Annotated in this window: 20 protein-coding genes; 10 read left to right on the top strand and 10 right to left on the bottom strand. The window is 59.8% G+C overall.

The window, feature by feature from the left end:
* Nucleotides 1–37: 37 nt before the first annotated feature.
* Both ACRZ9X_RS08145 and ACRZ9X_RS08140 read right to left on the bottom strand, forming a co-directional pair.
* A complete protein-coding gene (locus ACRZ9X_RS08145; protein ID WP_480517621.1) occupies nucleotides 38–844 on the bottom strand; it encodes a thioesterase family protein in 807 nt (268 codons plus the stop codon).
* 8 nt (nucleotides 845–852) lie between these two features.
* Nucleotides 853–2088, bottom strand: a complete 1236-nt coding sequence (locus tag ACRZ9X_RS08140) for an acyl-CoA dehydrogenase family protein (RefSeq protein ID WP_480517619.1) — start codon at nucleotides 2086–2088, stop codon at nucleotides 853–855.
* 129 nt (nucleotides 2089–2217) lie between these two features.
* Between ACRZ9X_RS08140 and ACRZ9X_RS08135 the strand changes: the two genes are divergently transcribed.
* Nucleotides 2218–3153, top strand: coding sequence for a 2-hydroxyacid dehydrogenase (locus tag ACRZ9X_RS08135; RefSeq protein ID WP_480517617.1), 936 nt, complete (start codon nucleotides 2218–2220; stop codon nucleotides 3151–3153).
* 7 nt (nucleotides 3154–3160) lie between these two features.
* On the opposite strand, the gene ACRZ9X_RS08130 is transcribed toward ACRZ9X_RS08135, so the two are convergent.
* Entirely contained in the window at nucleotides 3161–3517 is a 357-nt protein-coding gene (locus tag ACRZ9X_RS08130; protein ID WP_480517615.1) for a hypothetical protein, read from the bottom strand.
* A gap of 176 nt (nucleotides 3518–3693) precedes the next feature.
* Between ACRZ9X_RS08130 and ACRZ9X_RS08125 the strand changes: the two genes are divergently transcribed.
* The 3 genes from ACRZ9X_RS08125 to ACRZ9X_RS08115 all read left to right on the top strand — a co-directional run bounded on the left by ACRZ9X_RS08125 (nucleotide 3694) and on the right by ACRZ9X_RS08115 (nucleotide 5968).
* On the top strand, nucleotides 3694–4527 hold the full coding sequence (locus tag ACRZ9X_RS08125; RefSeq protein ID WP_480517991.1) for a bifunctional allantoicase/(S)-ureidoglycine aminohydrolase: 834 nt from the start codon (nucleotides 3694–3696) through the stop codon (nucleotides 4525–4527).
* A 76-nt stretch (nucleotides 4528–4603) separates the two neighbouring features.
* On the top strand, nucleotides 4604–4927 hold the full coding sequence (locus ACRZ9X_RS08120) for a hypothetical protein (RefSeq protein WP_480517613.1): 324 nt from the start codon (nucleotides 4604–4606) through the stop codon (nucleotides 4925–4927).
* A 54-nt stretch (nucleotides 4928–4981) separates the two neighbouring features.
* On the top strand, nucleotides 4982–5968 hold the full coding sequence (locus tag ACRZ9X_RS08115) for a type I glyceraldehyde-3-phosphate dehydrogenase (protein ID WP_480517611.1): 987 nt from the start codon (nucleotides 4982–4984) through the stop codon (nucleotides 5966–5968).
* Between the two features lie 23 nt (nucleotides 5969–5991).
* Here ACRZ9X_RS08115 and ACRZ9X_RS08110 read toward each other — a convergent pair whose 3' ends face one another.
* Complete coding sequence (locus ACRZ9X_RS08110; RefSeq protein WP_480517609.1) at nucleotides 5992–6477, bottom strand: ureidoglycolate lyase; 486 nt, start codon at nucleotides 6475–6477, stop codon at nucleotides 5992–5994.
* Nucleotides 6474–7892, bottom strand: coding sequence for an allantoinase PuuE (puuE, locus tag ACRZ9X_RS08105; RefSeq protein ID WP_480517607.1), 1419 nt, complete (start codon nucleotides 7890–7892; stop codon nucleotides 6474–6476). The genes ACRZ9X_RS08110 and puuE overlap by 4 nt, the downstream gene beginning before the upstream one ends.
* 213 nt (nucleotides 7893–8105) lie before the next feature.
* Between puuE and uraH the strand changes: the two genes are divergently transcribed.
* Nucleotides 8106–8462, top strand: a complete 357-nt coding sequence (uraH, locus tag ACRZ9X_RS08100) for a hydroxyisourate hydrolase (RefSeq protein WP_480517605.1) — start codon at nucleotides 8106–8108, stop codon at nucleotides 8460–8462.
* A gap of 202 nt (nucleotides 8463–8664) precedes the next feature.
* Here the strand turns inward: uraH and ACRZ9X_RS08095 are convergent, their stop codons facing one another.
* Nucleotides 8665–9585 carry a LysR family transcriptional regulator gene (locus tag ACRZ9X_RS08095; protein ID WP_480517603.1) on the bottom strand — a complete coding sequence of 307 codons (921 nt, stop codon included), beginning with the start codon at nucleotides 9583–9585 and terminating at the stop codon, nucleotides 8665–8667.
* A gap of 96 nt (nucleotides 9586–9681) precedes the next feature.
* Between ACRZ9X_RS08095 and ACRZ9X_RS08090 the strand changes: the two genes are divergently transcribed.
* From ACRZ9X_RS08090 to ACRZ9X_RS08080, 3 genes are all read left to right on the top strand, one after another.
* The gene (locus ACRZ9X_RS08090) at nucleotides 9682–10905 is read left to right on the top strand and encodes a urate hydroxylase PuuD (RefSeq protein WP_480517601.1); all 1224 of its coding nucleotides are present in this window, start codon (nucleotides 9682–9684) and stop codon (nucleotides 10903–10905) included.
* Nucleotides 10906–11065: 160 nt separating this feature from the next.
* Nucleotides 11066–12871: an autotransporter assembly complex protein TamA gene (locus ACRZ9X_RS08085; RefSeq protein WP_480517989.1), complete on the top strand. Its 1806-nt coding sequence runs from the start codon at nucleotides 11066–11068 to the stop codon at nucleotides 12869–12871.
* On the top strand, nucleotides 12871–17289 hold the full coding sequence (locus ACRZ9X_RS08080; protein WP_480517599.1) for a translocation/assembly module TamB domain-containing protein: 4419 nt from the start codon (nucleotides 12871–12873) through the stop codon (nucleotides 17287–17289). Before ACRZ9X_RS08085 ends, ACRZ9X_RS08080 begins: the two co-directional genes overlap by 1 nt.
* A gap of 70 nt (nucleotides 17290–17359) precedes the next feature.
* Here ACRZ9X_RS08080 and fdhF read toward each other — a convergent pair whose 3' ends face one another.
* The 3 genes from fdhF to ACRZ9X_RS08065 all read right to left on the bottom strand — a co-directional run bounded on the left by fdhF (nucleotide 17360) and on the right by ACRZ9X_RS08065 (nucleotide 22828).
* A complete protein-coding gene (gene fdhF, locus ACRZ9X_RS08075) occupies nucleotides 17360–20143 on the bottom strand; it encodes a formate dehydrogenase subunit alpha (protein WP_480517597.1) in 2784 nt (927 codons plus the stop codon).
* A 14-nt stretch (nucleotides 20144–20157) separates the two neighbouring features.
* Complete coding sequence (locus ACRZ9X_RS08070) at nucleotides 20158–21861, bottom strand: NAD(P)H-dependent oxidoreductase subunit E (protein WP_480517595.1); 1704 nt, start codon at nucleotides 21859–21861, stop codon at nucleotides 20158–20160.
* 85 nt (nucleotides 21862–21946) lie between these two features.
* A complete protein-coding gene (locus ACRZ9X_RS08065) occupies nucleotides 21947–22828 on the bottom strand; it encodes a LysR family transcriptional regulator (RefSeq protein WP_480517593.1) in 882 nt (293 codons plus the stop codon).
* Between the two features lie 275 nt (nucleotides 22829–23103).
* On the opposite strand from ACRZ9X_RS08065, the gene ACRZ9X_RS08060 reads away from it, so the two are divergent.
* The gene (locus ACRZ9X_RS08060) at nucleotides 23104–23712 is read left to right on the top strand and encodes a hypothetical protein (RefSeq protein WP_480517591.1); all 609 of its coding nucleotides are present in this window, start codon (nucleotides 23104–23106) and stop codon (nucleotides 23710–23712) included.
* 104 nt (nucleotides 23713–23816) lie between these two features.
* Here ACRZ9X_RS08060 and ychF read toward each other — a convergent pair whose 3' ends face one another.
* A complete protein-coding gene (gene ychF, locus ACRZ9X_RS08055) occupies nucleotides 23817–24914 on the bottom strand; it encodes a redox-regulated ATPase YchF (protein ID WP_480517589.1) in 1098 nt (365 codons plus the stop codon).
* Between the two features lie 206 nt (nucleotides 24915–25120).
* On the opposite strand from ychF, the gene ACRZ9X_RS08050 reads away from it, so the two are divergent.
* Nucleotides 25121–25606, top strand: coding sequence for an acyloxyacyl hydrolase (locus ACRZ9X_RS08050; protein ID WP_480517588.1), 486 nt, complete (start codon nucleotides 25121–25123; stop codon nucleotides 25604–25606).
* Nucleotides 25607–25628: the final 22 nt, after the last annotated feature.

Below are 25628 nucleotides of genomic sequence, written 5' to 3'. Positions count from 1 at the left end.
CGGTTTCACATGAACGCGCAGAAACCGGCCCATCAGGTCATCCCGGCGGAAACAGAACCAGCGTTTGCAGGGCAGTGCCGACGGGACCTTCGGTGTCATAAAGCACCGATTGAGACATCCCGATCCCCGACGGTTGCCAATGACAGATGGACTCCGAGGCCAGCCAGTCCGAGACCGGTTCGCGATGCACCTGAACGGTCAGGTCGGTGTTCATGAACCCCATCTCGGTCGTGGGTGCGTTCCAGGAAATCCCGTTGCCGCAATCGGCCAGCGGGCACAGGGCCTGAATCGGCGACTGTTCTTCCCCCTCCAGCAAAGGAGGTGTGCGCATCCAAACGGTCTTGGGACCCGCCCCCTGATTGCCACCCGCCGGGTAAAGGATTTCGGAATGATCCGCGAAACCGGGCAGATCATGGCGCGTTTCGCCGATCGGGAACGGGCCCGTGACGGTGTTTCCCAACTCGGGCGGCTGCAGCGTCACATTCGGGACAGCACCTAGGTCTCGGCGCACCATATGCATCGTGGTCGCTGTGGCGCACAGCGTGTCGTCCAAATCGTGCACAGTCACCCGTGTGGTCGCCAGTGTCTTGGTGTGGCGCGTGGTTTCCGCCGCGACCCGTAATCCCGACAAAGGCAACGGCCGCAGCAGATCAACCGTCAGACGCGTCAGCATCTTTTCAGGCCCCACCTCGGTCTCGGCCGCGCGCACGATCAACCCGCTGACCGGCCCGGCATGGCAATGATCGGCAGACCATGGCCCGCGCGCGGGGTCATTGCCGATAAACGCCCCGTCGGCGCGGAGGTGAAAGTAGCACTGCCGGTCAAGGTCGGGTTTCAGGACCATTGCGTTTCTCAGACCTTTTCCTGCGTGTGTTTTTTCAGCTCAGCCCGCGCAACCTGACGGCGGTGCACCGCATCAGGACCATCGGCCAGACGCAGGGTCCGCACATGAGTCCACGCCGCGGCCAAAGGCGTATCCTGACTGATCCCCTGCCCGCCATACATCTGAACAGCTTCATCAATCACCTTCAGCGCGACCTTGGGGGCCACAACCTTGATCTGGCTGATCCACGGGGCTGCAGCGCGGGCGTCACCCTGATCCATGTACCACGCCGCCTTGAGACATAGCAGCCGCGCCATTTCGATCTCCATCCGGCATTCGGCGATGATGTCGTAATTCGCCCCGAGCTGCGCCAGCTTTTTGCCAAATGCTTCGCGCTGAAACGACCGTTTACACATCCGCTCCAACGCGATCTCGGCCTGTCCGATGGCGCGCATGCAGTGGTGGATGCGGCCCGGGCCAAGACGTCCCTGAGCAATCTCGAACCCGCGCCCTTCACCCAGCAGGATGTTCTCGGCGGGCACGCGGACATTTGTGAACCGGATATGCATGTGCCCGTGTGGTGCGTCGTCGTGGCCGTAGACCTCCATCGGGCGCAGGATATCGATGCCGGGCGCGTCTGCCGGAACCACGATCATCGATTGCCTTTTGTGCTTGGGCTGATCCTCTCCCGCAGTCTTGACCATGACGATGTAGACCTTGCATCGCGGATCACCTGCGCCAGACGACCACCATTTCTCGCCGTTCAGCACATATTCGTCGCCATCCCGCACACAGGACATGGCGATATTTGTGGCATCTGACGAAGCCACATCGGGTTCGGTCATCAAGTAAGCCGAACGTATCTGACCTTCGAGCAACGGCTTCAACCATTGCTCTTTCATCTTCTCAGAGCCGTAGCGTTCAAAGACTTCCATATTCCCGGTATCCGGTGCCGAGCAGTTGAACACTTCGGCACCCAAAGGCGTCTTGCCCATCTCTTCGGCGAAATAGGCGTATTCAACCGTGGTCAGGCCAAAGCCCTTGTCACTGTCGGTCAACCAGAAATTCCACAGGCCCGCCGCTTTGGCGCGGGCCTTTAGCCCCTCCAGTATCTCGGCTTGCCGGTCAGTGTATTGCCAGCGGTCACCGGTGTTGATCTCGGCCTGATATTCGTCTTCCACAGGCATGATCTCATCCCGGATCATGTTGGCCACCCGTTGCAGCAAGGCCCGGTTCTCATCCCGCAGGCCGAATGACATGTTCATGAAATTTCCTCCTTCGGCCCGGCAGGCGGGCTTTACGTTTGGTCCGAGAATGACTTAGCTGCCGACAGGATGTCCAGTTGGATGACGGTACGTCACCATGATCAAAATTGACATAAAGGAAACCCGAATATGGCGTTGTTGATTGAAACCGGCTTGTCAGACTGGATCGGCGATGACCAAATCGCCCGCGACATTCGCAATATGGCCCCCGGGATCGATATCCGCACACCGGACACGATCGGCGACCCCGGCCAGATCACCATGGTCGCAGTGGTGGCTTTGCGAGACGATCATCCCAAACGCCTGCCCAATCTGAAACTGGTGCAAAAGCTGGGTGCAGGGGTTGAAACCATTGTCGGCAATCCGAACCTGTCGGGCCACGTCCGCATCGCGCGTCTGAAACCGGACGCGCCCGCGCAAGGCATTGCCGAGTGGTTTGTCGCCTACATCCTGCGCCACCAAAGGCATATGGCACGATACGAAGCCGCGCAGCGCCGGGCTGAGTGGCAGCCCATAGCGCCAGAGTATTCTCCGGATACGGTTGTGGGTGTTCTGGGGTTGGGCCATATCGGCGCGCGCAGTGCCCGGATGCTGCGGTCTGTCGGGTTTCAGGTCATGGGCTGGAGCCGGTCACCCAAACAGATCGAAGGCGTCACCTGTCTGCACGGCGCGGACACCCTGCCGGATTTGCTGGGCCAATGCGATCATGTCTGCGCCATCCTGCCCTCGACCCCGCAGACCATCGGGTTGTTTGACGCCGAAATGCTTGCGGCCATGAAGCCGGGCAGTCAGTTGCTGAACGCTGGTCGTGGAGACCTGATTGACGAAACCGCCCTGACAGCCGCACTGGACGCGGGCGCGCCCGGTCACGCCGTTCTAGATGTGACCCGGACCGAGCCTTTGCCATCGAACAGCCCGCTTTGGGCCCATCCCGGTGTGACGATCACACCGCATGTCTCGGGCTGGCATCTGGGCGACGCACTGGCGGATGTGGCCGCGAATTACCAAAGACTGACGGCGGGCGAACCGTTGCTGCACGAGGTCGATCGCGCGCGCGGCTATTGAGTGCTGGTCAGGGGGTCAACACCCATTTGCCCGACGCGTCCTTGCACCTTTGGGTTCTGACCTCGCGCGTCTGTTCTGAGCCACCCGGTTGAACCACGTGCTGCAGGATGACGCAATTGTCGCGGACATCCTGTATGCGAATGGTGCCTTTGGAACCGGACGCCTCGCTGGACCAGCCCTGCTCGGCCCCGACCTTCGGCGTGCCGCTTGCCAGTATCCCGTCTGCGGTGGCGCTGACCACTTCGAAATCAGCAGGGCTCAGCCCCATTTCCGCGATAATCCGGGACAACGGTTTGGCCTGCGCGGCCGTCCCGATGCCGAGAATTGCAGCCAGTGCCAATAGGGCGGAAATCCGGGCTTTCATGATCGCCTCGCCTTTCTGAAAGAGATTTACATTCAAGACTATACCGGCAGCGCACAAGGGCCAACCCCTGACCGGGTCACCTTCAAATTATCCCGAACAAACCTATTGCGACTCTGACCCTAGGACAGGTGATCCAATGCCCTCATAGTGCTGGCAACTTGAAGCAGAGGCAGATGATGGCAACTCCCAGTTACTACGCCCCGTCAGGCGGTCACCCCGGTCAGGAACAGCTTTTGACCGACCGCGCGATGTTCACCGACGCCTATGCGGTGATCCCCAAGGGCACCATGCGCGACATCGTCACCAGCTATCTGCCCTTTTGGGAGAACACGCGCCTTTGGGTGCTCTCGCGCCCGCTCAGCGGCTTTGCCGAAACGTTTTCGCAATACATCATGGAGGTACAACCCGGCGGCGGGAGCGACCGGCCGGAAACAGATGCGCGCGCACAGGCCGTGCTGTTCGTGGTCGAAGGAGCAGTGACGCTGACGCTGGACGGTGCGGTTCATGTCCTTGAGACCGGCGGCTATGCCTACCTTCCGCCGGGTGCGGAATGGACCCTGCGCAATAGGGGCACCCAGACCGCGCGGTTTCACTGGGTCCGAAAAGCCTACGAGACCGTCCCCGGCCTGCCCGCGCCCGATCCAATCATCACCAATGAACGAGATGTCCAGCCGGTTGAAATGCCCGATACTAAGGGTCGCTGGGCCACCACCCGTTTCGCGGATCCACAAGACCTGCGGCACGACATGCATGTCAACATCGTGACATTTGAACCGGGTGGGGTGATTCCCTTTGCCGAGACCCATGTGATGGAACACGGGCTCTATGTGCTGGAAGGCAAGGCCGTTTATCGCCTGAATCAGGATTGGGTAGAGGTTGAAGCCGGCGATTACATGTGGCTGCGCGCATTCTGCCCGCAGGCGTGTTATGCGGGCGGTCCGGGGCGTTTCCGCTATCTGCTATACAAGGATGTGAACCGGCACATGCCGCTGTCACTGGCCCACAGATAGGCCCTTTGACCGGCAGGGGTTCACATGAGCCCGGGAATCTGTTGAAATAACAGCAGTTTTAGCATCGGAGATTGTGATGGTACTGCGCGGAGCATTTGTGGCATTGGCAGCTGTAATCGGAACATTGGCGTTTGATGCCACGCCGGTAGCGGCCAAGGAAGAAACCAAATCGGTTTTCGTCATGAGCCGCACCTGGGCGGTGACGCAGGTCTCGGACGCGCCGGTCATCTACAGGGCCACACGCGACAACAACAATCTCAACCCGTTTGGCCCGCCGCCCCGTTTGCGCACCGTTCAGGCGATTGCCGCGATTCAGGAAGCGACCGGGTGCAAGCCGATTGTCTCAAGCATGTATCAGAACATCTCGGGGCAGTTTTTTTCTCAGGTCAGCTGCAACTGACCCCTGACTGAAAGCGGCATTGAGGTCTGACCGACCCGCTGCCATAGCGTGCTTATGAAACTTGCAATCAACGGATTCGGCCGGATTGGCCGCACGATTCTGCGGCAGCTGATGGCCCTGCCGCAGAACAGCAATGTCGAACTGGCACTGATCAACGACATCGCGCCGCTGGACACCTGTGCCTATCTGTTCAAATACGATAGCACCTTTGGCCCCTATCCCGGCGGTGTGGAACAAGGCACGGCCCATCTGCGGGTAGATGGGCGTTCTATCCCGATGACCCACAGTCCGGACCTGAGCAAGGTGGATTTGTCAGGCGTAGATGTGCTGATGGATTGTACCGGTGTTGCCCGAACCTCGGATGTGGCGCGACAGGGATTGGTTGCCGGGGCCGCAAAGGTCCTGATCTCGGGCCCGTCGCCTGCGACTGAAGTCACGATTGTCCTTGGCGCGAACGAGGATCAGCTGGACGACGCGCGGATTGTATCCAATGCATCATGCACCACAAACGGGCTGGCACCGCTGGTCAAGGTGCTGGACGGTTTAGGGGGGGTCGCGTCCGGTCATATGACGACGATCCATTGTTACACCAACAGCCAGCCTATGGTGGATGCGCCGCGCGGCGATCTGGCCCGGTCGCGGGCCGGTGCGCTGTCGATGGTGCCCACAACCACCAGCGCCATGCATCTGATTGATGAGGTTCTGCCCCATCTGGCGGGCCGGATTTCCGGCGCAGCGGTTCGGGTTCCGACCGCCAGCGTCTCAGCGGTTGATTTGATCGTGACGCTGGAGCGCGGGATGTCAGGTGCAGCATTTGACGCGGCCTTGCGCGACGCGGTCGACAGATCGCCGGTTCTGGGCTGGACAGATGAACCTCTGGTCTCAAGCGATCTGCGCACGCGGCCGGAATCGCTGGTGATTGCCGCCCCCGAGACCCGTCAGATCGGAAAGCATCAGGTGCGGGTTTTTGGCTGGTACGACAATGAATGGGGATTCTCGGCCCGGATGCTGGATGTCGCCCGCCTTATGGCGGCCAGCTAAGCCACACCGGATAGTCCAACCCCTCAGCGAGAGACAATTTCGAACGGGGCGTCGAACCAGAACTCCTCTAGGTTCGCGCCTGCGCCGATCCGGTCAACAACGGCAAACAGGCCCGGACCATGCAAAGGTGTCAGAACACCATGCCAGGTTCCACGGTGGAAGTTTATCGCCTGACCCGGCGAGGTTACGAATGCCTGCGGCTGCCCGGGCTTCCCGTTTTCGTCAGGTGCGGCGATCACCAGAAAGGGCTGATGGGTCATGGGAATGAACGCCTGACTGCCCAGCGGATGGCGCTCGACCATGTCCAGCTTATACGGCAAAAGTCGCGGATTTGCATTGAACAGGCTGATCCCGGCTCGGCCATCCGAAAACTCCATCTGCGCCAGATCGTGAAAACGCCCGCATTGGCCCTGATTGATGATCTTGTCCGGTTGCCCCGTGATCTCGATCACGTCTCCGAACAGGGCAAAGGCATCCGACGTCAGCGGTGCGGTCGCGATTTGTTTCATGACGGCAGCACATCTTGCAGACGGAATGCGGCAATGCGTTCGACCTGACGGCACGCCTCGGCGAACTCGGTGTCGCGGTCTTGCTCAATCCGCCGCTCGAACGCCTGCAGGATCGAGGCCTTGTCGTGATCCCGGACCGCTATGATGAAGGGAAATCCGAATTTCTGAGTGTAGCGCGTGTTCAGATCGGTGAAGGCCGCGCGCTCCGCGTCTGTCAACGCGTCCAACCCCGCGGATGCCTGCTCGGCGGTGCTCTCCTGCGTCAGCCGCCTGGCTTGCGCCAGCTTGCCTGCCAGATCGGGGTGCGCGGTCAAAACGCCCAGCCGCTCGGTCTCCGAGGCCGAACGGAACACGCGGGTCAACGCATTGTGCAGACCGCCCGCCGTATCATGGGCCGGACCCAGTTCCAGCGCAAATGCACATTCGGCGATCCAGGCTGAGTGTTCGAAAACACCGCCATAGGCGGCGACAAAGGTATCACGCTGCATACCGGATGGCTTTTCACGTGCCACCGGCGGATGCAATGCCGCCCAATGCTGCGCGATCTGCAGACGGGTGGCAAACCACACATCCGAGTAACCGCGCGCATAATCCAGAAACCGTTTCAGGGCCATGACCCGCCCGGGCCGCCCGATCAGACGGCAATGCAGACCGATCGACAACATCTTGGGGACACCCGCCTCACCCTCGGCATAAAGCGCGTCGAAGCTGTCCTTGAGATAGGTGTAAAACTGGTCGCCCGCGTTGAATCCCTGCGGAGTGGCAAAACGCATGTCGTTGCAATCCAGCGTATAGGGCACGATCAACTGATCTCGCCCGGCGATGTTCATCCAGTAGGGCAGATCGTCCGCATAGGTGTCGGCCACATAGTCAAAACCGCCCTCTTCAGCAACAAGACGCACGGTGTTTTCCGAGCAGCGCCCCGTATACCAGCCGCGCGGGCGGTCACCGACAACCTCGGCATGCAGTCGAATGGCCTCGGCGATCTGCGCACGTTCTTCGTCCTCAGGCATATCCTTGTGCTCGATCCATTTCAGACCGTGACTGGCAATCTCCCACCCTGCCGATGTCATCGCCGCGACCTGATCGGGCGAGCGGGCCAACGCCGTCGCGACCCCGTAAACCGTGATCGGCAGGTCTTGCATCAACCGGTGCAGCCGCCAGAACCCGGCCCGCGCGCCGTATTCGTAGATCGATTCCATGTTCCAATGGCGTTGCCCCGGCCATGGCACCGCACCGACGGTTTCGGACAAAAAGGCCTCGGAGGCGGCGTCGCCATGCAGCACGCAGTTTTCGCCGCCCTCTTCGTAGTTGAGCACGATCTGAACAGCCAGCCGGGCCCCGTTTGGCCACTGGGCATCCGGTGGATTGGCACCATAGCCGATCATGTCGCGGGGATAGCGAGGGGGAGTCATCTTATCAGTCATCCTGGCCAGTTCGTTTTACTAGCCTTAACCCAGAAACAGAGGCGGGATTATCAAATCAATCCGAACACTGTTTCCAACTGTTTCGGCATTCCCAATGCTTCCGGGTTTGTCACAGACTGTGTCAAACAAAAAAGACAAGGCGACGTGCCCGCCCGGCGCGGTCAGGACCTGTTTCACGCGACATACAATCAGGAGGTTTTCTTGGCTGGTTATCTGACGACCCATGTTCTGGACACGGCGCGCGGCTGCCCGGCCGGAGGGCTGAAAATCACGCTCTACCGAGTTTCGGGCGACACGCGCACGAAGCTTGCCGAGACCGAGACCAACGCGGACGGGCGCACCAACGCGCCGATCCTGCCGCAGGATATGTTTGAAACCGGCACTTATGAATTGGTTTTTTTCGCCGGGGACTACTTACGTGCATCTGGTCAGGACGGGGATGATCCCCTGTTTCTGGATCAGGTGCCAATTCGGTTCGGCATGTCAGACCCTCAGGCGCATTACCACGTGCCCTTGCTGCTGTCGCCCTACGGCTACTCCACCTATCGCGGAAGCTAGAGCGGCGCGCTCCCGCCCGTCGGAAGCCCCTGTCGGGGCCACCTCCCGTTGGGCCAGGCAGCGCGCCCTTCGGGCACGCTGCGGTACCGCCTGGATGAACGCGCACCTGTAATTCAATGCGCAACCGCGCCGCGGCTTTGCCGCGGCGCTTGGCCCAACGCTGTGAAGGGCCGGAACGGCACAAACAGGGGCGGGAGGTCGCCTAGGCTGATTGCTCCGAGGCGCGGACCACCTTACCGATCCGCTCGACCATGAAATCCATGAACAGGCGCGCCTTGGGATCCTGATGCCGCCGGTGCGTGTAAAGGCACGCCATCTGGACCGGAACAGGCGGAGTTTGCGTCGCTACGGCCACCAGGCGCCCTGCCTTGAGATGATCTGCCACTTCGAAAACCGGCTTCATCGCAATGCCCTGCCCCGACAGTGCCCAGTCGGTCAGCACATCCCCGTCGTCGCATTCAAACCGACCGGATACCGCAAACCGTTTCGGCCCCTCGGGCGTTTCCAGCATCCATTGAAACTCGGTCGCGCCCGGAAAGCGCAGGTTCAGGCATTCGTGTTTGTCGGCAATCAGCTCGGCTCCGGTCGCTGGCATGCCACGTCGCGCGGTATAGTCCGGCGCTGCGCACAGCACGCGCTGGCAATCGGCGATCTTGCGGATGCGCAAGGTGCTGTCCTCGGGTTGGCCAATGAAAAACGCCAGATCCAGCCCTTCGGTGGTCAGATCGACAGACCGGTCTGTCAGCCGCAGACGCACGTCGATCTCGGGATATTCAGACAGAAAATCAGGTACATGCGGCGCAAGCAACCGCCGCCCCACCCCCAGAGGCGCGGCCACGAACAGCGACCCGCGCGGCGCTTCGGTCAGATGGGTGACCTGCGCCTCGGCCTCGTCCACCGCATCCAGCACAGCGACCGCGCCGGGATAAAACGCCTTGCCCTGCTCGGTCGGAGACAGGTTCCGCGTGGTGCGCTGAAACAGGCGGACGCCCAGATGATCCTCAAGCTGCGAAATCCGCGCCGAGGTCACCGCCGGCGAAATTCGCAAATCGCGCCCGGCAGCAGACATGCTGCCCAGATCATAGACGCGAACAAAGGTGCGGATATTGTCGAGATAGGACATCTTATCGTTTTTTTTGATACAGTTTGACAATATACGGGAATACCGAAGAAAAGCCCCTTTGCCTAGTGTGACGGCAACTGATCGGAGAGAGCTTTCATGTACGACTTCGCCGTGTTCTGGGACTGGATGGCTTTTGGCGTGCGCTGGCTGCACGTCATCACCGCAATCGCCTGGATCGGATCATCGTTCTACTTCATCGCGCTGGATCTTGGCCTGAACCGCAACATCCCCGGCCCGGCGGATGGTGAGGAATGGCAGGTGCATGGCGGCGGCTTCTATCACATCCAGAAATACCTGGTCGCGCCAGAACGGATGCCGGACCATCTGACCTGGTTCAAATGGGAAAGCTATGCCACCTGGCTCAGTGGTGCCGCGTTGTTGATGATCGTTTATTGGGTCGGCGGAGAGCTGTATCTGATCGACGCCCAAAAGGCCGACCTGGCGCTGTGGCAGGGTATCCTGATCTCGGCCGCGTCACTGACCATCGGCTGGCTGATCTATGACTACCTGTGCAAATCCGGCTTGGGCGAACGCCCGACCCTGCTGATGGTTCTGCTGTTCGCGCTGCTGGTGGTCATGGGCTGGGGCTACAACCAGATTTTCACCGGGCGCGCGATGATGCTGCATCTGGGCGCGTTCACGGCCACAATCATGACCGCAAACGTGTTCTTCATCATCATGCCGAACCAGCGCATCGTGGTCGATGACCTCAAGAACGGGCGCACACCGGACCCGAAATACGGCAAGATCGCCAAGCTGCGGTCGACCCATAACAATTACCTGACGCTGCCGGTCGTGTTCCTGATGCTGTCGAACCATTATCCGCTGGCCTTCGCGACCCAGTACAACTGGATCATCGCCGCGCTGGTGTTCCTGATGGGTGTCACCATCCGGCATTACTTCAACACCCGCCACGCGCGGGCAGGCAACCCGACATGGACATGGGCGGTGACGGCGTTGCTGTTTATAGCCATCATGTGGCTGTCCACTGCGCCGATGTATGCGCCTCTGGAAGAGGCCGAAGCGCAGCCCCTGACCCCGTTCGAACAGAAATTCGCATCTGCCGAAGGCTTTGAAGAGGCGCATGACATTGTGCTGGGTCGATGCTCGATGTGCCATGCGCGCGAGCCTGTCTGGGATGGTATACTCTGGGCCCCCAAAGGCGTTTTGCTGGAAACCGAAGGCGATATCGCGCGAAACGCCCGGCAAATCTACCTGCAATCCGGTGTCAGCCATGCCATGCCACCGGCCAACGTCACCTTCATGGAGCCCGAAGACCGCCAGGCCATTGTCCGGTGGATCAGAAACGCCGGTCTCTAGGAAAGCGGGGCGTGGCGAACACAGCGGGTCCCAAAACACCGCTTTTCCCCGTTTAAGGTCTTTGCCTGATCGCCATCAGATGCTCTAACATGAAATCAATAAGCTGCGAGGTATGACACGCAGCACAACGATTTCGGCTTGGGGCAGTTGGAACCATATGATGACCTGGGGCAGTCCGCGTCGCCTTTTGAAAGGCTTGGTTCTGGGCGCATTGCTGGTGCTGTCCCCCGATATTGCCGCTGCGCTTGAAACCAGGCTGACGGCACGCGGGGCGCCCAAAGATCTGGTTGAACGACTCCGGGATACGTCATCCGTCCTGACTGCGGACTCTCGCGGGTTGGATACTCCGCTCGAAGTCTTGTCGGCCGCCCTGTCCGATTATCGTACCATCGTGCAGATCATGTATGACGAGGGTTATTTTGCACCCGTTGTCAGTATCAAACTGGACGGGCAGGAAGCTGCCGAAATCAACTCGCTGGAGGTTCCGGCTCAGTTCAAACGCGCGGTGATCCGCGTAACACCGGGACCGACATACAAGTTTGGCACGGCGGTCGTACAACCCGTCGCCCCCGGGACAACGCTGCCCGAAGGTTATGCAAGCGGTAAGCTGGCCACAACGGGCGCCATTCAACAGGCCGCGTCGGACGGTGTTCTGGGGTGGCGGAACGCAGGCCACGCCAAAGCCGTGGTCGCGGATCAGACGGTCATCGCCCGGCATGCGCAGGCACAACTGGACTCGACGATTGATCTGGACCCCGGGCCACAGCTGACCTTTGGCAAGATGATCATTCAGGGCGACACGAAAGTGCTCCACCGATCAATCGAGAAGATTGCGGGCTTTCCGTCGGGCGAGGTTTATTCCCCCGAGCAGCTGCAGAAGGTTGGCACCCGGCTTCGCCGGACCGGAACATTCAGCCTGGTTTCGCTCAAGGAACGCGAAACGCCCAACCCGGATGGAACGCTGGATTTCGACGCCACTTTTGAGGACCTTCCGCCGCGCCGCATCACGTTCGGGGCCGAGGTCGCTTCGCGCGAGGGGATCGACCTGACCGCGACCTGGACCCACCGCAACGTCTTTCGCCGGGCCCAGCGGCTGCGGTTCGAACTAGCCTTACGCAACATTGGTGGCACTGAAAATCTTGACGGTCGGATTGGCCTGCGCCTGGATCAGCCCGACCGGCTTGGACCGGATGACAACACCTTCTGGAATGCCTTGCTGGAACGGCGCAACACCGAAAACTACAACGTGTCCGTTGCATCGCTGGCCTATGGTTTGCGGCGCACGTTTTCCGACAGGCTATACGCCGAAGCTTCGGCTGGGTTTCAATTGTCCGACGCGGATGATGCCTTTGGATCGGGGCGGAAATTCAGGTATTTCATCCTGCCTTTCCGATCCGAATGGGATCAGCGCGACAACAAGGTCAGCGCGACCAGGGGCTACTATCTGGACGCACAGGCGATGCCTTTCGTGGGGCTCTCGGGCACGGATACCGGTATGCGTCTGTTCGCGGACGCACGTGCCTATACAAGCCTTGGCGGCAACGGCAACATTGTCTTTGCAGGACGCATTCAGGTGGGTTCGGTGTTCGGGCCGTCCATAGATGGGGTCACTCCGGACTTCCTGTTCTATTCCGGCGGGGCGGGCACTGTTCGCGGCCAGCCGTTTGAAAGCCTCGGGATTCCGGTCGGAAACGAAGTGGCAGGCGGATTGTCCTTCCTGGGCTTGTCCGGAGAAGTGCGGGGGCGTGTCACCGACAGCCTGTCTCTGGTCGGCTTCTACGATTACGGCGCGGTTGATTTGTCCTCGTTCGTTGGCAGCGGGTCGCAGGAACACTCTGGCGCCGGGATCGGGGTTCGTTATGATCTTGGTGGGTTTGGCCCCTTGCGGTTCGACCTGGCCGTGCCGGTTCAGGGCGACACGGGTGAAGGTCTGCAGTTTTACCTTGGGATCGGACAAGCGTTTTGATGCGTCGCACTGCATATCCTCTGCTGATCGCCACGACAGCGATCATCGCCCCTCTGCCTGCCGTTGCGCAGGACGAAGAAGGTGGCAGCATGATCGAACGGTTCCTGCAGGACACCTTGTCGGGCGATGACCAGAATGTACGTGTGGTCGGTCTGCAGGGTGCGCTGAGTTCCCGCGCCACGATACAAGAGATCACCGTCGCCGATGATCAGGGCGTCTGGTTGACCATCAAAGGTGCCGAACTGGACTGGAACCGGCTGGCCTTGTTGCGCGGCAGATTCTCGGTCAATGCGCTGGTGGCGCAGGAAATCGACATTGCGCGGGCTCCGGGCACAACAACCAAAGAGGCCCCGCCGCCTTCGGCGGAGACGCAGCCTTTTCAGTTACCGGAACTGCCGGTCGCCATCGAGATTGGCGAGCTTCGGATTGATGATCTTTCGCTGGGCCAGCCGTTGATCGGGGTTGCCGCCGATCTGAAAGTCGAGGGTAACCTAAATCTGGCAGATGGGACGCTGGATACCAAACTGGACATCGACCGTGTAGACCGTGCAGGTGACACGATCGATCTGACCGCCGGTTTTCAGAACGAAAGCAGCCAGATCGATCTGGACCTGACTGTGACCGAAGCCTCCGGCGGGTTGATTTCGACCGCGCTGGGTATTCCGGACAGCCCCCCCATCGCGCTGACGGCCAAAGGATCTGGGCCAGTGTCGGATTTTACCGCCGATATCGGGCTCAGCAGTGACGATCAGCTACGCGTGACGGGTCAGGTGCGGTTGCGTTCGGCCCCCACAGCAGCAGCAAGCGCCAGCGACGGCATCGCCTTTACCGCCGATCTGGGGGGCGATCTGACGCCATTTCTGACCGAGGATATGGACCCGTTCTTTGGCACCGACACCAAGCTGTTTGTTGATGGCCGGACCCAACCCGAAGGCGCGCTGGAGATTTCCGACATTGAAATCACGTCCGAGGCGCTGAAACTGGAAAGCCAGCTGAGCCTTGCGGCCGGAGGGGCGTTGCAATTGCTGGCGCTTCAGGGCCGGATCACGCCGCCAGATGGGGAAACCGTGGTCTTGCCTGTCAGTGGCGGCGACACATCCATCGGTGCCGCGCAAATCTCGGCCCTGTTTGATGCCCGAAATGGCAGCCTGTGGGATCTGAGTCTGACAGCCAATGAGGTTTCGACCCCACAGGTCACCCTTGAGCACGCCCGGATCAGCGGGCAGGGCACGCTGGATCAAAGCAGCGGGCTGGCACTGAATGGCGACATTCAGGCGGCACTGGACGGGATCGATATGTCCGACCCGCCGCTGAACACCGCCATAGGGGATCGCATCACGCTGGACGGTCAGTTTGACTATGGCAGCGACCAGTCCTTGCGTTTGTCCAGCGTCGAGCTGGGTGGCAGCGACTATGACCTGACGGCTGATGCGCTGATCAGCGGGCTGGCCAGCGGTCTGAAAATCGATGGATCGGCCGCGCTGAACGCCAGTGATCTAACACGGTTTTCGGATATCGCCGGGCTTGATCTGGGCGGCTCTGCCTCGGTTCAGATCAAGGGCGTCGGGTCGCCGCTTGAGCAGAGTTTCGACGGCACGGTCACCGTCGCCGGGCGCGACCTTGTCACCGGACGTGACGACATCGACCCGGTCATCAAAGGTGAAACCGATATCACTCTGGATGCGAAACGCGGCGCTGATGGCATCACGATCCGCACGTTCACGATCACGGGCGAAACGCTCACCGCGCAGGCCAGCGGAGACGTCACCACCCCGGACGGGAACCTGACCATAAATGGTCAGGCCAGCGTCAAGGCGGATGATCTGTCGACCTTTTCGGGACTGGCCAAGCAAGATCTCTCGGGCGCGGTCGAGGCCGAGCTTGACGGTACGGGAACGGTACAAACGCTGGAATTTGACGGAACTGCGCGTGTATCGGGGAAAAACATCCAGACCGGGCTGGCAGAGTTCGACCCGCTGTTGGAAGGCGATGTTCTGGTTGAGTTTGACGGCGCACGACAGGGCGAAACGGTCACTGTTCGCGATGCAAAGATCAATGCGCAGGTCCTGACCGCGCAAGTTGCAGCCACGATTGAGGACCCGACAGGCAAGATCGGGTTTGATGGCAACGCAAAGGTCAGTGCGCCAGACCTGTCAGTTTTCTCGGGACTGGCCAAACAGCAATTGTCGGGTGCCGTCGAGGCCGAAGTCGATGGGTCCGGCAATGCGCAATCGCTTGAATTCGATGGAACGGCAAAGCTGTCCGGCGACAATCTGCAGACCGGGCTTGCCGAGTTCGATCCCTTACTGGCGGGTCAGGTTCTGATCGAACTGGACGGTGCGCGTCAGGGCGATCAGATCACCATTCGCAACGCCACCGTCAATGGCAACGCGCTGACCGCGCAGGTCGCCGCAACCATCGATGACCCGACGGGTAATTTTGCCGTTGATGGCAAAGCACAGGTCTCGGCACCTGACCTGTCATTGTTCTCGGCGCTGGCCGGTCGCGATCTGGCCGGGTCGATCTCGGGCAATGTGGAAGGCTACGGCACAAAGGGAAGCACGAATTTCGACGTTCAGGGCAACGTCGTTGCCGATGATATCACGACCGGGATCAAACCGTTGGACGCCGTGATAAAGGGGCGCACGACGCTGACTGTAGATGCCGGAGAAGACAGCGAAAAGGGCATCGTCATCCGAACATTCCAACTGACCGGCACCGCGCTGACCGCCAACGCGTCAGGACATCTGGATCGCAGCGCCGGAGGGTTGGATTTCACCGCGCGCCTGGACGATTTGGGACGCCTGTCTCCGGTCATGTCAGGGCCATTGAGCCTGTCGGGCAATGCAGCCCCGACCGGGTCGGGCGTAGAAGGTGAAATCCGGGTCGATGGCCCCCAAAGCTCGTTCGCGGCCCTGACCGGAGCCGTGGACGCAAATGGCGATGCAGACCTGACCTTTAACGCCCGGCTGAACCGGATCGAGCGGTTTGCACCCGAATTTCCCGGCACAGTGACCTCGAACGGAACCGCCCGTAGGGAAAACGGGGTGTGGACGATTGAGTCCTCGGCTCAGGGTCCTGCGAATATCAACAGTACGGTCAACGGCACCTTCAATGAAGCTGAAGGCACCGCTGATCTGAAACTGCAAGGGGGCGCGAATATTGCTTTGGCGAACGCCTTCATCTCACCCAACACCCTGCAAGGGGCTGTCCGGTTTGACATGGCGCTGAAAGGTGCACCGTCTTTGGATGCGCTCAGCGGCACTATCACAACCTCGGGCACGTCTCTGGCTTTGCCCGAAGTTGGCCAGACCATTACCGGTATCGGCGGTTCCATCGACCTTGCACAAAGCCGCGCTACCATTTCGATGGAGGGCGGCGTGCGCGCGGGCGGCGGGTTCACGATCACCGGACCGGTGGATCTGACGCCGCCTTTCAACGCGCAGATCACCACCACGCTGAACGATCTGGTTCTGACAGACAAGCTGCTTTACGAAACGATCCTGAACGGCCAGATCGCCCTGACGGGTGCGCTGGCGGGGAACAGCAGCTTGGCGGGGCAAATCAATTTCGGAGAAACCAACATCAACCTCGCCGCAGCGACTGGCGCGATTGGCGCGGCCCCTATCCCCGAGATCGAGCATATCAACGAGAGCAATGCCAGTTTTGTCACGCGGGAGCGCGCAAACCTGGTGGCGAACGAAGAGACCACCAAAAGCGACTCGCGGATTGCTTTGAACATCGGTCTTTCTTTTCCCAAGGCGGTTTTTGTCCGGGGGCGCGGCGTGAATGCAGAATTGGGTGGGCGCATTCAGATCGGCGGTACGTCGACCGCTGTGGTCCCGTCCGGTCAGATCGAACTGATCCGCGGGAACTTCGACATTCTGGGCCGTCGTCTGGCTTTGACCAAGGGGATCGTCTCATTGCAGGGCGACCTGACGCCGTTTATCGAGTTTGCCTCGTCCACCAGCACCTCGGACGGCACTGCAACCATCGAAATTGTCGGCCCTTTGAATGCGCCCGAGATCGACGTGTTCTCGGATCCTGAACGCCCGACCGAGGAAGCTCTGGCAATGCTGCTGTTCGGCAACCGGTTCTCGGAACTATCGCCCTTCGTCATCGCTCAGATGGCCGCTTCTCTGGCACAGCTCAGCGGGGCCGGAGGAGATGCCACCAAAGGCGTGCGCGAGGCGACCGGTGTCGACACGATAGACATTGGTGCATCCGAAGGCGGCGCAGGCAGTCTTGGCGCGGGCGCCTATCTGAGCGACAATCTTTATACCGATTTCACCGTCAACACCGAGGGCAACACCGAGGTGAACCTGAACCTCGACGTAAGCGACAGCTTCACCGTTAAGGGAACGGTGGATGGTCAGGGTGAAACCGGGATCGGCATTTTCTTCGGTCGGGATTACTAGCGTTTGGGAAATCCAAAAAGAACGAAGGGCGGCCATAAGGCCGCCCTGTTCATTTTGGCTGTATAGTCGTTTATTCCGCCGCGATGGCGTCCTCGATCTTCTCGACACGGATGGCCGAGAACTTGAACTCGGGGATCTTACCATAGGGGTCGATGGCCGAGTTGGTCAGGATATTCGCCGCAGCCTCGACATAGGCGAACGGGATAAACACCATATCCTCGGCAATCGCCCGGTCGGCGCGTACCATGATCTCGATCGAGCCGCGGCGCGTCGTCAGGCGGATCGTCTCGCCCGGTTCGATCCCCATCAGCTTGAGCGTACGCGGGTTCATCGAACAGTTCGCCTCCGGTTCCACAGCATCCAGAACGTTGGACCGGCGGGTCATCGACCCGGTATGCCAGTGTTCCAGTTGCCGCCCCGTCGTGGCAATCATCGGGTATTCCTCATCCGGGGCCTCATCCGGCGGGATGACGCTGGCCGGGGTGAACTTGGCTTTGCCGCCCGCGCGCGGGAAGCCATCGCCAAACACGATAGACTGGCCCGGATCGGTATCGGACAGGGACGGATAGGTGATCGTCTCGGTTTCAAGCCGGTCCCAGGTGATGTTGTCGAGCGATTTCATCGTCAACTTCATCTCGGCAAAGACCTGAGACACATCGGTATAGTCCCAGTTCAGTCCGATCCGCTGTGCCAGTTCAACGGTAATCGACCAATCCTCGCGCGCCTCACCCGGAGGCGTCACGGCGGGGCGCACCCGCTGCACCTGGCGGTTGGTGTTCGAAACGGTGCCGTTCTTTTCATACAGTGCCGAGGCAGGCAGGATGATGTCGGCATAGTTTGCCGTTTCGGTCAGGAAGATATCCTGAACGATCATCAGGTCCAGCTTCGCCAGCGCTTCGCGGGCATGATTCACATCCGGGTCCGACATAGCCGGGTTTTCACCCAGGATATACATACCTTTGATGCTGCCCGCATAGATCTGGTCGATGATCTCGGTGACGGTCAGGCCCTTTTCATTCGAGAAGTCGTCCGAATTCCAGACCTCGTTGAACTTGGAGCGGATGCCATCGTCGGTGACAGTCTGATAGTCAGGCAGGAACATCGGGATAAGGCCAGCATCGGATGCACCCTGCACGTTGTTCTGACCGCGCAGCGGGTGCAGACCCGCGCCGGGTTTGCCAACGTTTCCGGTCATCAGAGCCAGAGAGATCAGGCAGCGCGAGTTGTCCGTGCCGTGGATATGCTGGCTGACGCCCATACCCCAAAAGATCAGACCAGCCTTGGCCTGCGCGAAGGTCCGAGCGACGCGGCGCAGCTGATCGGGTTCGATACCGCAGATTGGGGCCATCGCTTCGGGCGTGAACTGGCGCAGATGCTCTTTCTCGGCTTCCCAGTTCTCGGTCCAGCGGTGGATGTACTGGCTGTCATACAGCTCCTCTTCCACGATCACGTTCATGATCGCGTTGAGCATCGACACGTCCGCGCCCGGACGGAACTGCAGCATTTCGTCAGCGAATTTGCGCATGCCAACGCCACGCGGATCCATCACGATCAGCTTGCCGCCACGCTTGGCGAATTGCTTGAAATAGGTCGCCGCGACAGGGTGGTTTTCGATCGGGTTGGCCCCGATGATGATCGCCACATCCGCATCCTTGATGTCGTTAAACGCCGCTGTCACGCCGCCCGAGCCTGTGTTCTCGATCAGGGCTGCCACAGACGAGGCGTGGCACAGACGGGTGCAGTGGTCGACGTTGTTGTGGCCGAAGCCCTGACGGATGAACTTCTGGAACAGATAGGCTTCTTCGTTGGTGCATTTGGCCGAACCAAAGCCGGCCACGCTGCGCGGGTCTTCATCGCGCATCGCTTTCAGCTTGGTGGCGGCCAGGTCCATCGCTTCTTCCCAGGTCGCTTCGCGGAAATGGGTCGACAGGTTCGCGGGATCGACATTCAGGCCCTTGGCAGGCGCGTCCTCGCGCCGGATCAGCGGCTTGGTCAGGCGGTGCGGGTGATGGATATAGTCAAAGCCGAACCGACCTTTGACGCAAAGGCGGCCTTCGTTGGCGGGGCCGTTGATGCCCTCGACATACTTGACCTTGCCGTCCTTGACCTTCAGCGAGACCTTGCAGCCCACACCGCAGAACGGGCAGACGCTTTCGGTCTCGGAATCGTAGTCCTTGCTGTCTCCGCGCTGTTGGTCATCCAACACAGTGGCGGGCATCAGCGCGCCTGTCGGGCAGGCTTGAACGCATTCACCACAGGCCACACAGGTTGAATCGCCCATCGGATCGTTCTGGTCGAACACCACTTGCGCGGTATGGCCGCGACCGGCCATGCCGATCACGTCATTCACCTGAACCTCGCGGCAGGCGCGGACGCAGAGGTTGCAGTTGATGCAAGCATCCAGATTGACCCGCATCGCAACATGGCTGTCATCCAGCAGCGGAATTTTCTCGGCCTCTTTCGCCGGGAACCGGCTGTCGCTGACATCACTCAGCTTGGCCATGTCCCAGAAATGGCTTGAGGTATCGTGCGCCTCTTTCGGCTGATCCGCGACCAGCAGTTCCATGACCATGGCGCGCGATTTCTCGGCCCGGTCGCTGTCGGTTTTTACCACCATACCGTCTGCGGCAGGGCGGATACACGAGGCGACCAGCGTACGCTCGCCTTCCACCTCAACCATACAGGCGCGGCAGTTGCCGTCGGGGCGATAACCCGGCTGCGGTTTGTGGCACAGGTGCGGGATGGTGAACCCCTGCCCCTTGGCGGCTTCCCAGATGGTCCAGCCCTCGGGCACGGTGACATCTTCGCCGTTCAGGTTGAAGGTGACGGTCTTGGTTGGGCTTGCGTCTAGCATGGCTCTGTCTCCCTTCAGATTTCGTCAGCGAAATGTTTCATGACAAGGCGGATCGGGTTTGGAGCCGCCTGCCCCAGACCGCAGATCGAGGCATCGCCCATGACCTGGCACAGATCTTCCAGCAGATCCGTGTCCCACTTGTCGGCCTGCATCAGCTTAACCGCCTTTTCGCAGCCCGAGCGGCAGGGCGTACACTGGCCACAGCTTTCATCCTCGAAGAACCGCAACATGTTCAGAGCCGCATCGCGGGCCGTGACCTGATCGGACAGAACCACGACGGCGGCAGAGCCGATAAAGGTTCCGTGCGGTTGCAGCGTGTCGAAGTCCAGCGGGATATCATCCATCGACGCGGGCAGCAGGCCCGACGAGGGCCCACCCGGCTGATACGCCTTGAACGTCTGACCTTCGACCATACCTCCGGCAGCTTCGATCACGTCCAGAATGGTCGATCCGGCGGGCAGCAGATAGACACCGGGCTTCGCGACCCGGCCCGAAACCGAATAGCTTCGCAGGCCCTTGCGGCCATTCTTTTCGTTGCTGTTGAGGCATTCCGGCCCCTCGCGGCACACTTTGGTGACCCAATAGAGCGTCTCGACATTGTGCACCAAAGTCGGACGGTTGAACACGCCAACCTGCGCCACGAACGGAGGACGGTGACGCGGCAGGCCCTTCTTGCCCTCGATCGACTCGATCATCGCGGATTCTTCACCGCAGATATAGGCACCGGCCCCCCGGCGCAGATCGATATAACCGGACTCAACAATCCCGGCCTGCTCCAACGCGGCGATTTCACGGCGCAGGATTTCAAGCACCGCCGGATATTCGTCGCGCATGTAGATGAAGCAGGTCTCAGCCTCGACCGCCCAAGCGGCGATCAGCATGCCCTCAAGGAAGACATGCGGCGTGCGCTCCAGATAGTAACGGTCTTTGAATGTGCCGGGCTCGCCTTCATCCCCGTTGACGGCCAGATAACGCGGGCCTTCGTTCATGCGAACAAAGCCCCATTTCTTGCCGGACGGGAAGCCCGCCCCGCCCAGACCGCGCAGGCCCGAGGACAGGACGTCTTCCTGCACCTTCTCCCAGTCGCCGCCCGCGCGCAGCTCTTTCAGCTTGGCGTAACCGCCGTTGGCTTCATAATCGGTAAAGGCTTCATACTCCGGCACATGAGCATGGGTGTCTTCGGCAGCAATCGCGGCCTGCACCTTTTCCGGGGTCGCGTGGTCAATGTGATTGTGGCCAATCTCGAGTACCGGAGCAGTGTCGCAGCGCCCCATGCAGGGCGCGCGGAGGACACGCACCTGTGATGGATCAAGCCCGTCTTCCAGCGCTTTTTTCAGCTGCTGGGCACCGGCCATTTCACAGGAGAGAGAATCGCAGACACGGATCGTCAGTGCAGGCGGTGGCGTTTCATCCTCTTTCACCACATCGAAATGGGCATAGAAGGTCGCGGTCTCATAGATCTCGGCCTGTCCAATGCGCATCTCGACAGCCAGAGCGGCGATGTGGTCGGAACCGATATGGCCGTGTTCGTCCTGAATCAAATGCAGAAATTCGATCAACAGATCGCGGCGACGCGGGCGGTCGCCCAACAGGCGCGCAATCTCCGCCTGTGCTTCATCCGTGAACTGACGGCCTTTGGGCGTGTGCCGCCCCTTGCCTTTACCTGACTTCCAGACGCCTTTAGGTGCGCCCGATGGCTTGGTATCTAATGGTGCCATGATGCCCTCCGATTCAGGCCCCGTGTCTCATCAGATCAGCATATCGTCAAATCGCATATTTCAATCGCACGATAACGACATCTTATCACCGTAAGGAGGCGACAACGACCCGCAGCGCCTCGACCGTTGGCAATTCAGGATCACGGCTGAGCGTGGCCAGACAGATCGGCTTGCTGACCACAGGATCGATCAGAGGCAGCACCTTTGTCCCTCTCAGATCCCCCAGCGCCCGCACCAGAACCCGGGGCACAACCGTGGCTGCCAACCCCTCGCGCGCCATGACCATCGAGGCGGTGAAGCCGCTGGTTTCCGCCACCACATGGGGGTGCAGACCCTGTTCGGCGAATATACGGTCAAGAATACGCCGGTTCTGCATCTGTGGCTCAAGCAGGCTGATGGGAAATTCGGCAACCTGCGCCCATGGGATCGGACCGGTTTCCCCGGTCATATGGGATGGGATCAACAGAACATAGGTTTCTTCATAAAGCGGCTGAACTTCGCGCAAATCGGTTCCGATGCTGTCGCCATAGGTGATGCCCGCATCCAGACTGCCCTCATCCAGCCGGTGCTGAATGGCGGTGGCCGACATGGTCTCGATCCGCGCGACGATACGCGGATGGGCGTCGCGCAGCCGCTTGATGAGCCGGCCGGTAAACGCGATCGCAGTCGGAATCACGCCAAGGATCAGCGTACCGGTGATCTCCCCCTTCGAAGCCAGCACCTGCTGTTCCAGCGCCTTGGTCTCATCCAGAATGCGCCGCGCCCGCTGAACGATCATCTCGCCCTCTTCGGTCAGGCCCTGAAACCGGTTGGCGCGACGGACGATGGAGACGCCAAGCCGATCCTCAAGGTTGCGGATGCGCATCGAGAACGCAGGCTGAGAAATCCCGCACTCCTCGGCTGCCTTGGCAAAATGGCGATGCCGCGCCAAGGCGCTGAGCAGTTGGAGGTCGCGGATTTCGATCATTTGGGGGTTTCTCGTCTAGCAAAGGCAAAACCTAGACTAATGAGGTTCTTTTCTGAAAGGAAAGTTGATCGCTGAGAGTATTCCGTAATTGGTTCAGTAACTATATCTGTTTTTTCTCGCCTCAACAGTCCAAGAAATTCCCTTAAACATCTTCTATATAATCCAAACGAACATCTTTTTCTTGTCGACCGTAGTACTTGCGCCCGGTATCTAAACCGTCAATTGATGTGCCACGATGAGATCGGCAGCACCTTTTATGTTAAGGAGAGTTAGCAATGCCCCGGCATGTATTTATGATTGGCATTTGTACCTTAAGCTGGCTGCCAAATGGTACGTACGCCGACGTATCTTTGAGCGATGCATTTGCCGCATGCGAGGCCAGCGTCGTTGAAAACACGAACGAACCAGTGCTCAATCTCGGTGTCGAAATAGACCAAAATGAACGCCAGCAAAGGATTCGCGTAGATACCGTCGCGGGAACGCTTGTGGCGAGTGTTTCTCGTCCACCATTCGACAATGTGTTTAGTTGTATCTTGTGGGGAAGACACCCCGACCTAGAAGCTGAATTCGCAGACGTTTGGCAGGATTGGGCCGAGTGGGGCGAAGTCGAAGACGCAGCCCAGATTTGGTACAATGACAACCTAACGGTGGAGGGAAGTACAGATTTGACCGACAAAAAACAACCCGGGTACGTGGTCGCCCGGTGCGCAGAGCGTGAATACGGTATCGTTCTGGCCGCTCAACCCGCCAAAACTGGGTTTTTACGACAGGTCTACCCAAAACTAGACCAGCCTCCCAATCCGCGAACGTTTTTTCAGTTTGGTGTTCAGCGGGCTTTGCCGGGAAGATGCCAAGCTGCAGTTGATGCTCATTCGGACGGATAGGTGAGATCCAATGCACTTGCAGAAGTGTCAGCCAAGGGATTGTATCGTGGTTGATCCGCACGAAAGAACAGCCAAGAAACAGGCGCAACGCCCGGTGCACCGCACTACGTATTAAACAAAAAGTGCATCACATCGCCGTCCTTGACGATGTAGCCCTTGCCCTCGGCCCGCATCTTGCCTGCCTCTTTCGCGCCCTGTTCACCATTCGCGGCGATGTAGTCGTCATAGGCGATGGTTTCGGCGCGGATGAAACCCTTTTCGAAATCTCCATGGATCACGCCAGCGGCCTGCGGCGCGGCGGTGCCGGTGCGAATGGTCCAGGCGCGGGCCTCCTTCGGGCCGACGGTGAAATAGGTTTCCAAGTGCAGCAGGTCGTAACCGGCGCGGATCAGGCGGTCGAGGCCGGGTTCTTCCAGACCCATTTCCTCAAGGAACATTTGCGCCTCGTCCACTTCCAGCAGGCTGATCTCTTCTTCGATCTTGGCGCTGATGATGACGTGGGCGTTGCCCTGCGCAGCCGCCATTTCGGCGACCTTGGCGGAATATTCATTGCCCTCGGCGGCTTCTTCCTCGGACACGTTGCAGACATAGAGCACCGGCTTGGTGGTCAGCAGTTGCAGCATCTTCCACGCCTTGGCGTCTTCGGCCGAAACCTCGACCAGACGCGCTGGTTTGCCGCTCTCCAACATCGCCTGCGCCTCGGCCAGCAGGCGGTCCTGCTGCGCCGCTTCTTTGTCGTTGCCTTTCAGCTTGCGCACCAGATTGGCGCGGCGCTTTTCGATGCTTTCCAGATCGGCCAGCATAAGCTCGGTCTCAATCGTGTCGGCATCGGCCACCGGATCAACGCGACCGTCCACATGAGTCACGTCACCGTCTTCGAAACAGCGCAGCACATGGGCAATCGCGTCGGTTTCACGAATATTGGCCAGAAACTGGTTGCCCAACCCCTCGCCTTTCGACGCCCCTTTCACCAGACCCGCGATATCCACAAAGGTCATGCGGGTCGGGATGATCTGTTTGGACGACGCAATCGCCGCAAGTTTGTCGAGCCGGTCATCGGGTACGGCGACGTCACCCACATTGGGCTCGATCGTGCAAAACGGGAAGTTGGCCGCCTGTGCGGCTGCGGTCTTGGTCAACGCATTGAACAGGGTCGACTTGCCGACATTCGGCAGACCCACGATTCCCATTTTAAAGCCCATTGCGACCTCCTGAAGCGATACGACGGCGTCTTCTAGGCAGGTCCGCGCAAATGCGCAACCCGAACGCATGCAGGTCTGTGGTCATCTGACAGGCGAGTCCGCACGGCAACATCACGGCACTGTGATGCCCCAGTCCCATTGCGAGATGCCTAAAAATTGACCATTAGTCACAGGGTCACCACAACAAAACAAGTCGAAGCACCGTCATGAAATCTCTTTTAATCCTCGTGTTTACGATCTTTGCCGCATCCGCAGTTCAGGCCCAGTCGGTCATTTTTGGCGCGGGCTACGCAGATTTCTCCAGCAGCAACGGCGAAGATCAGGCCATCTTTTCGCTGGAATATCAGCATCGCCCATTTCACCAAGCGACGCGATTCAGCGCGGGCTGGGGTACGGCACTGACGGTGGACACCGATGGTGATACGCATATCGGTGCCGGGCTGTTTGGTATCTACACCTTCGCGGACCGCTGGTTCGCCGAAGTCAGCGTGTTCCCCGGCTATTACAATGCCTCGAATGATGACAATGATCTTGGCGGCAATTTCCAAATCCGCAGCCTTCTGGGCGTCGGCTACACTTTGGACAGCGGCAACAGTATCTCGTTGGCGATCACACACAAGTCAAACGCAAGCACAGAAAGCTTCAACCCCGGAGTAAATGCGCTGTTCCTGCGGTATCATTACGGGTTCTGAGGCAATCTGTCGGTGCGGGATT

The sequence above is a fragment of the Ruegeria sp. AL1 genome (genome assembly GCF_056540905.1).
This window is presented reverse-complemented; position numbering and strand designations above follow the sequence as displayed.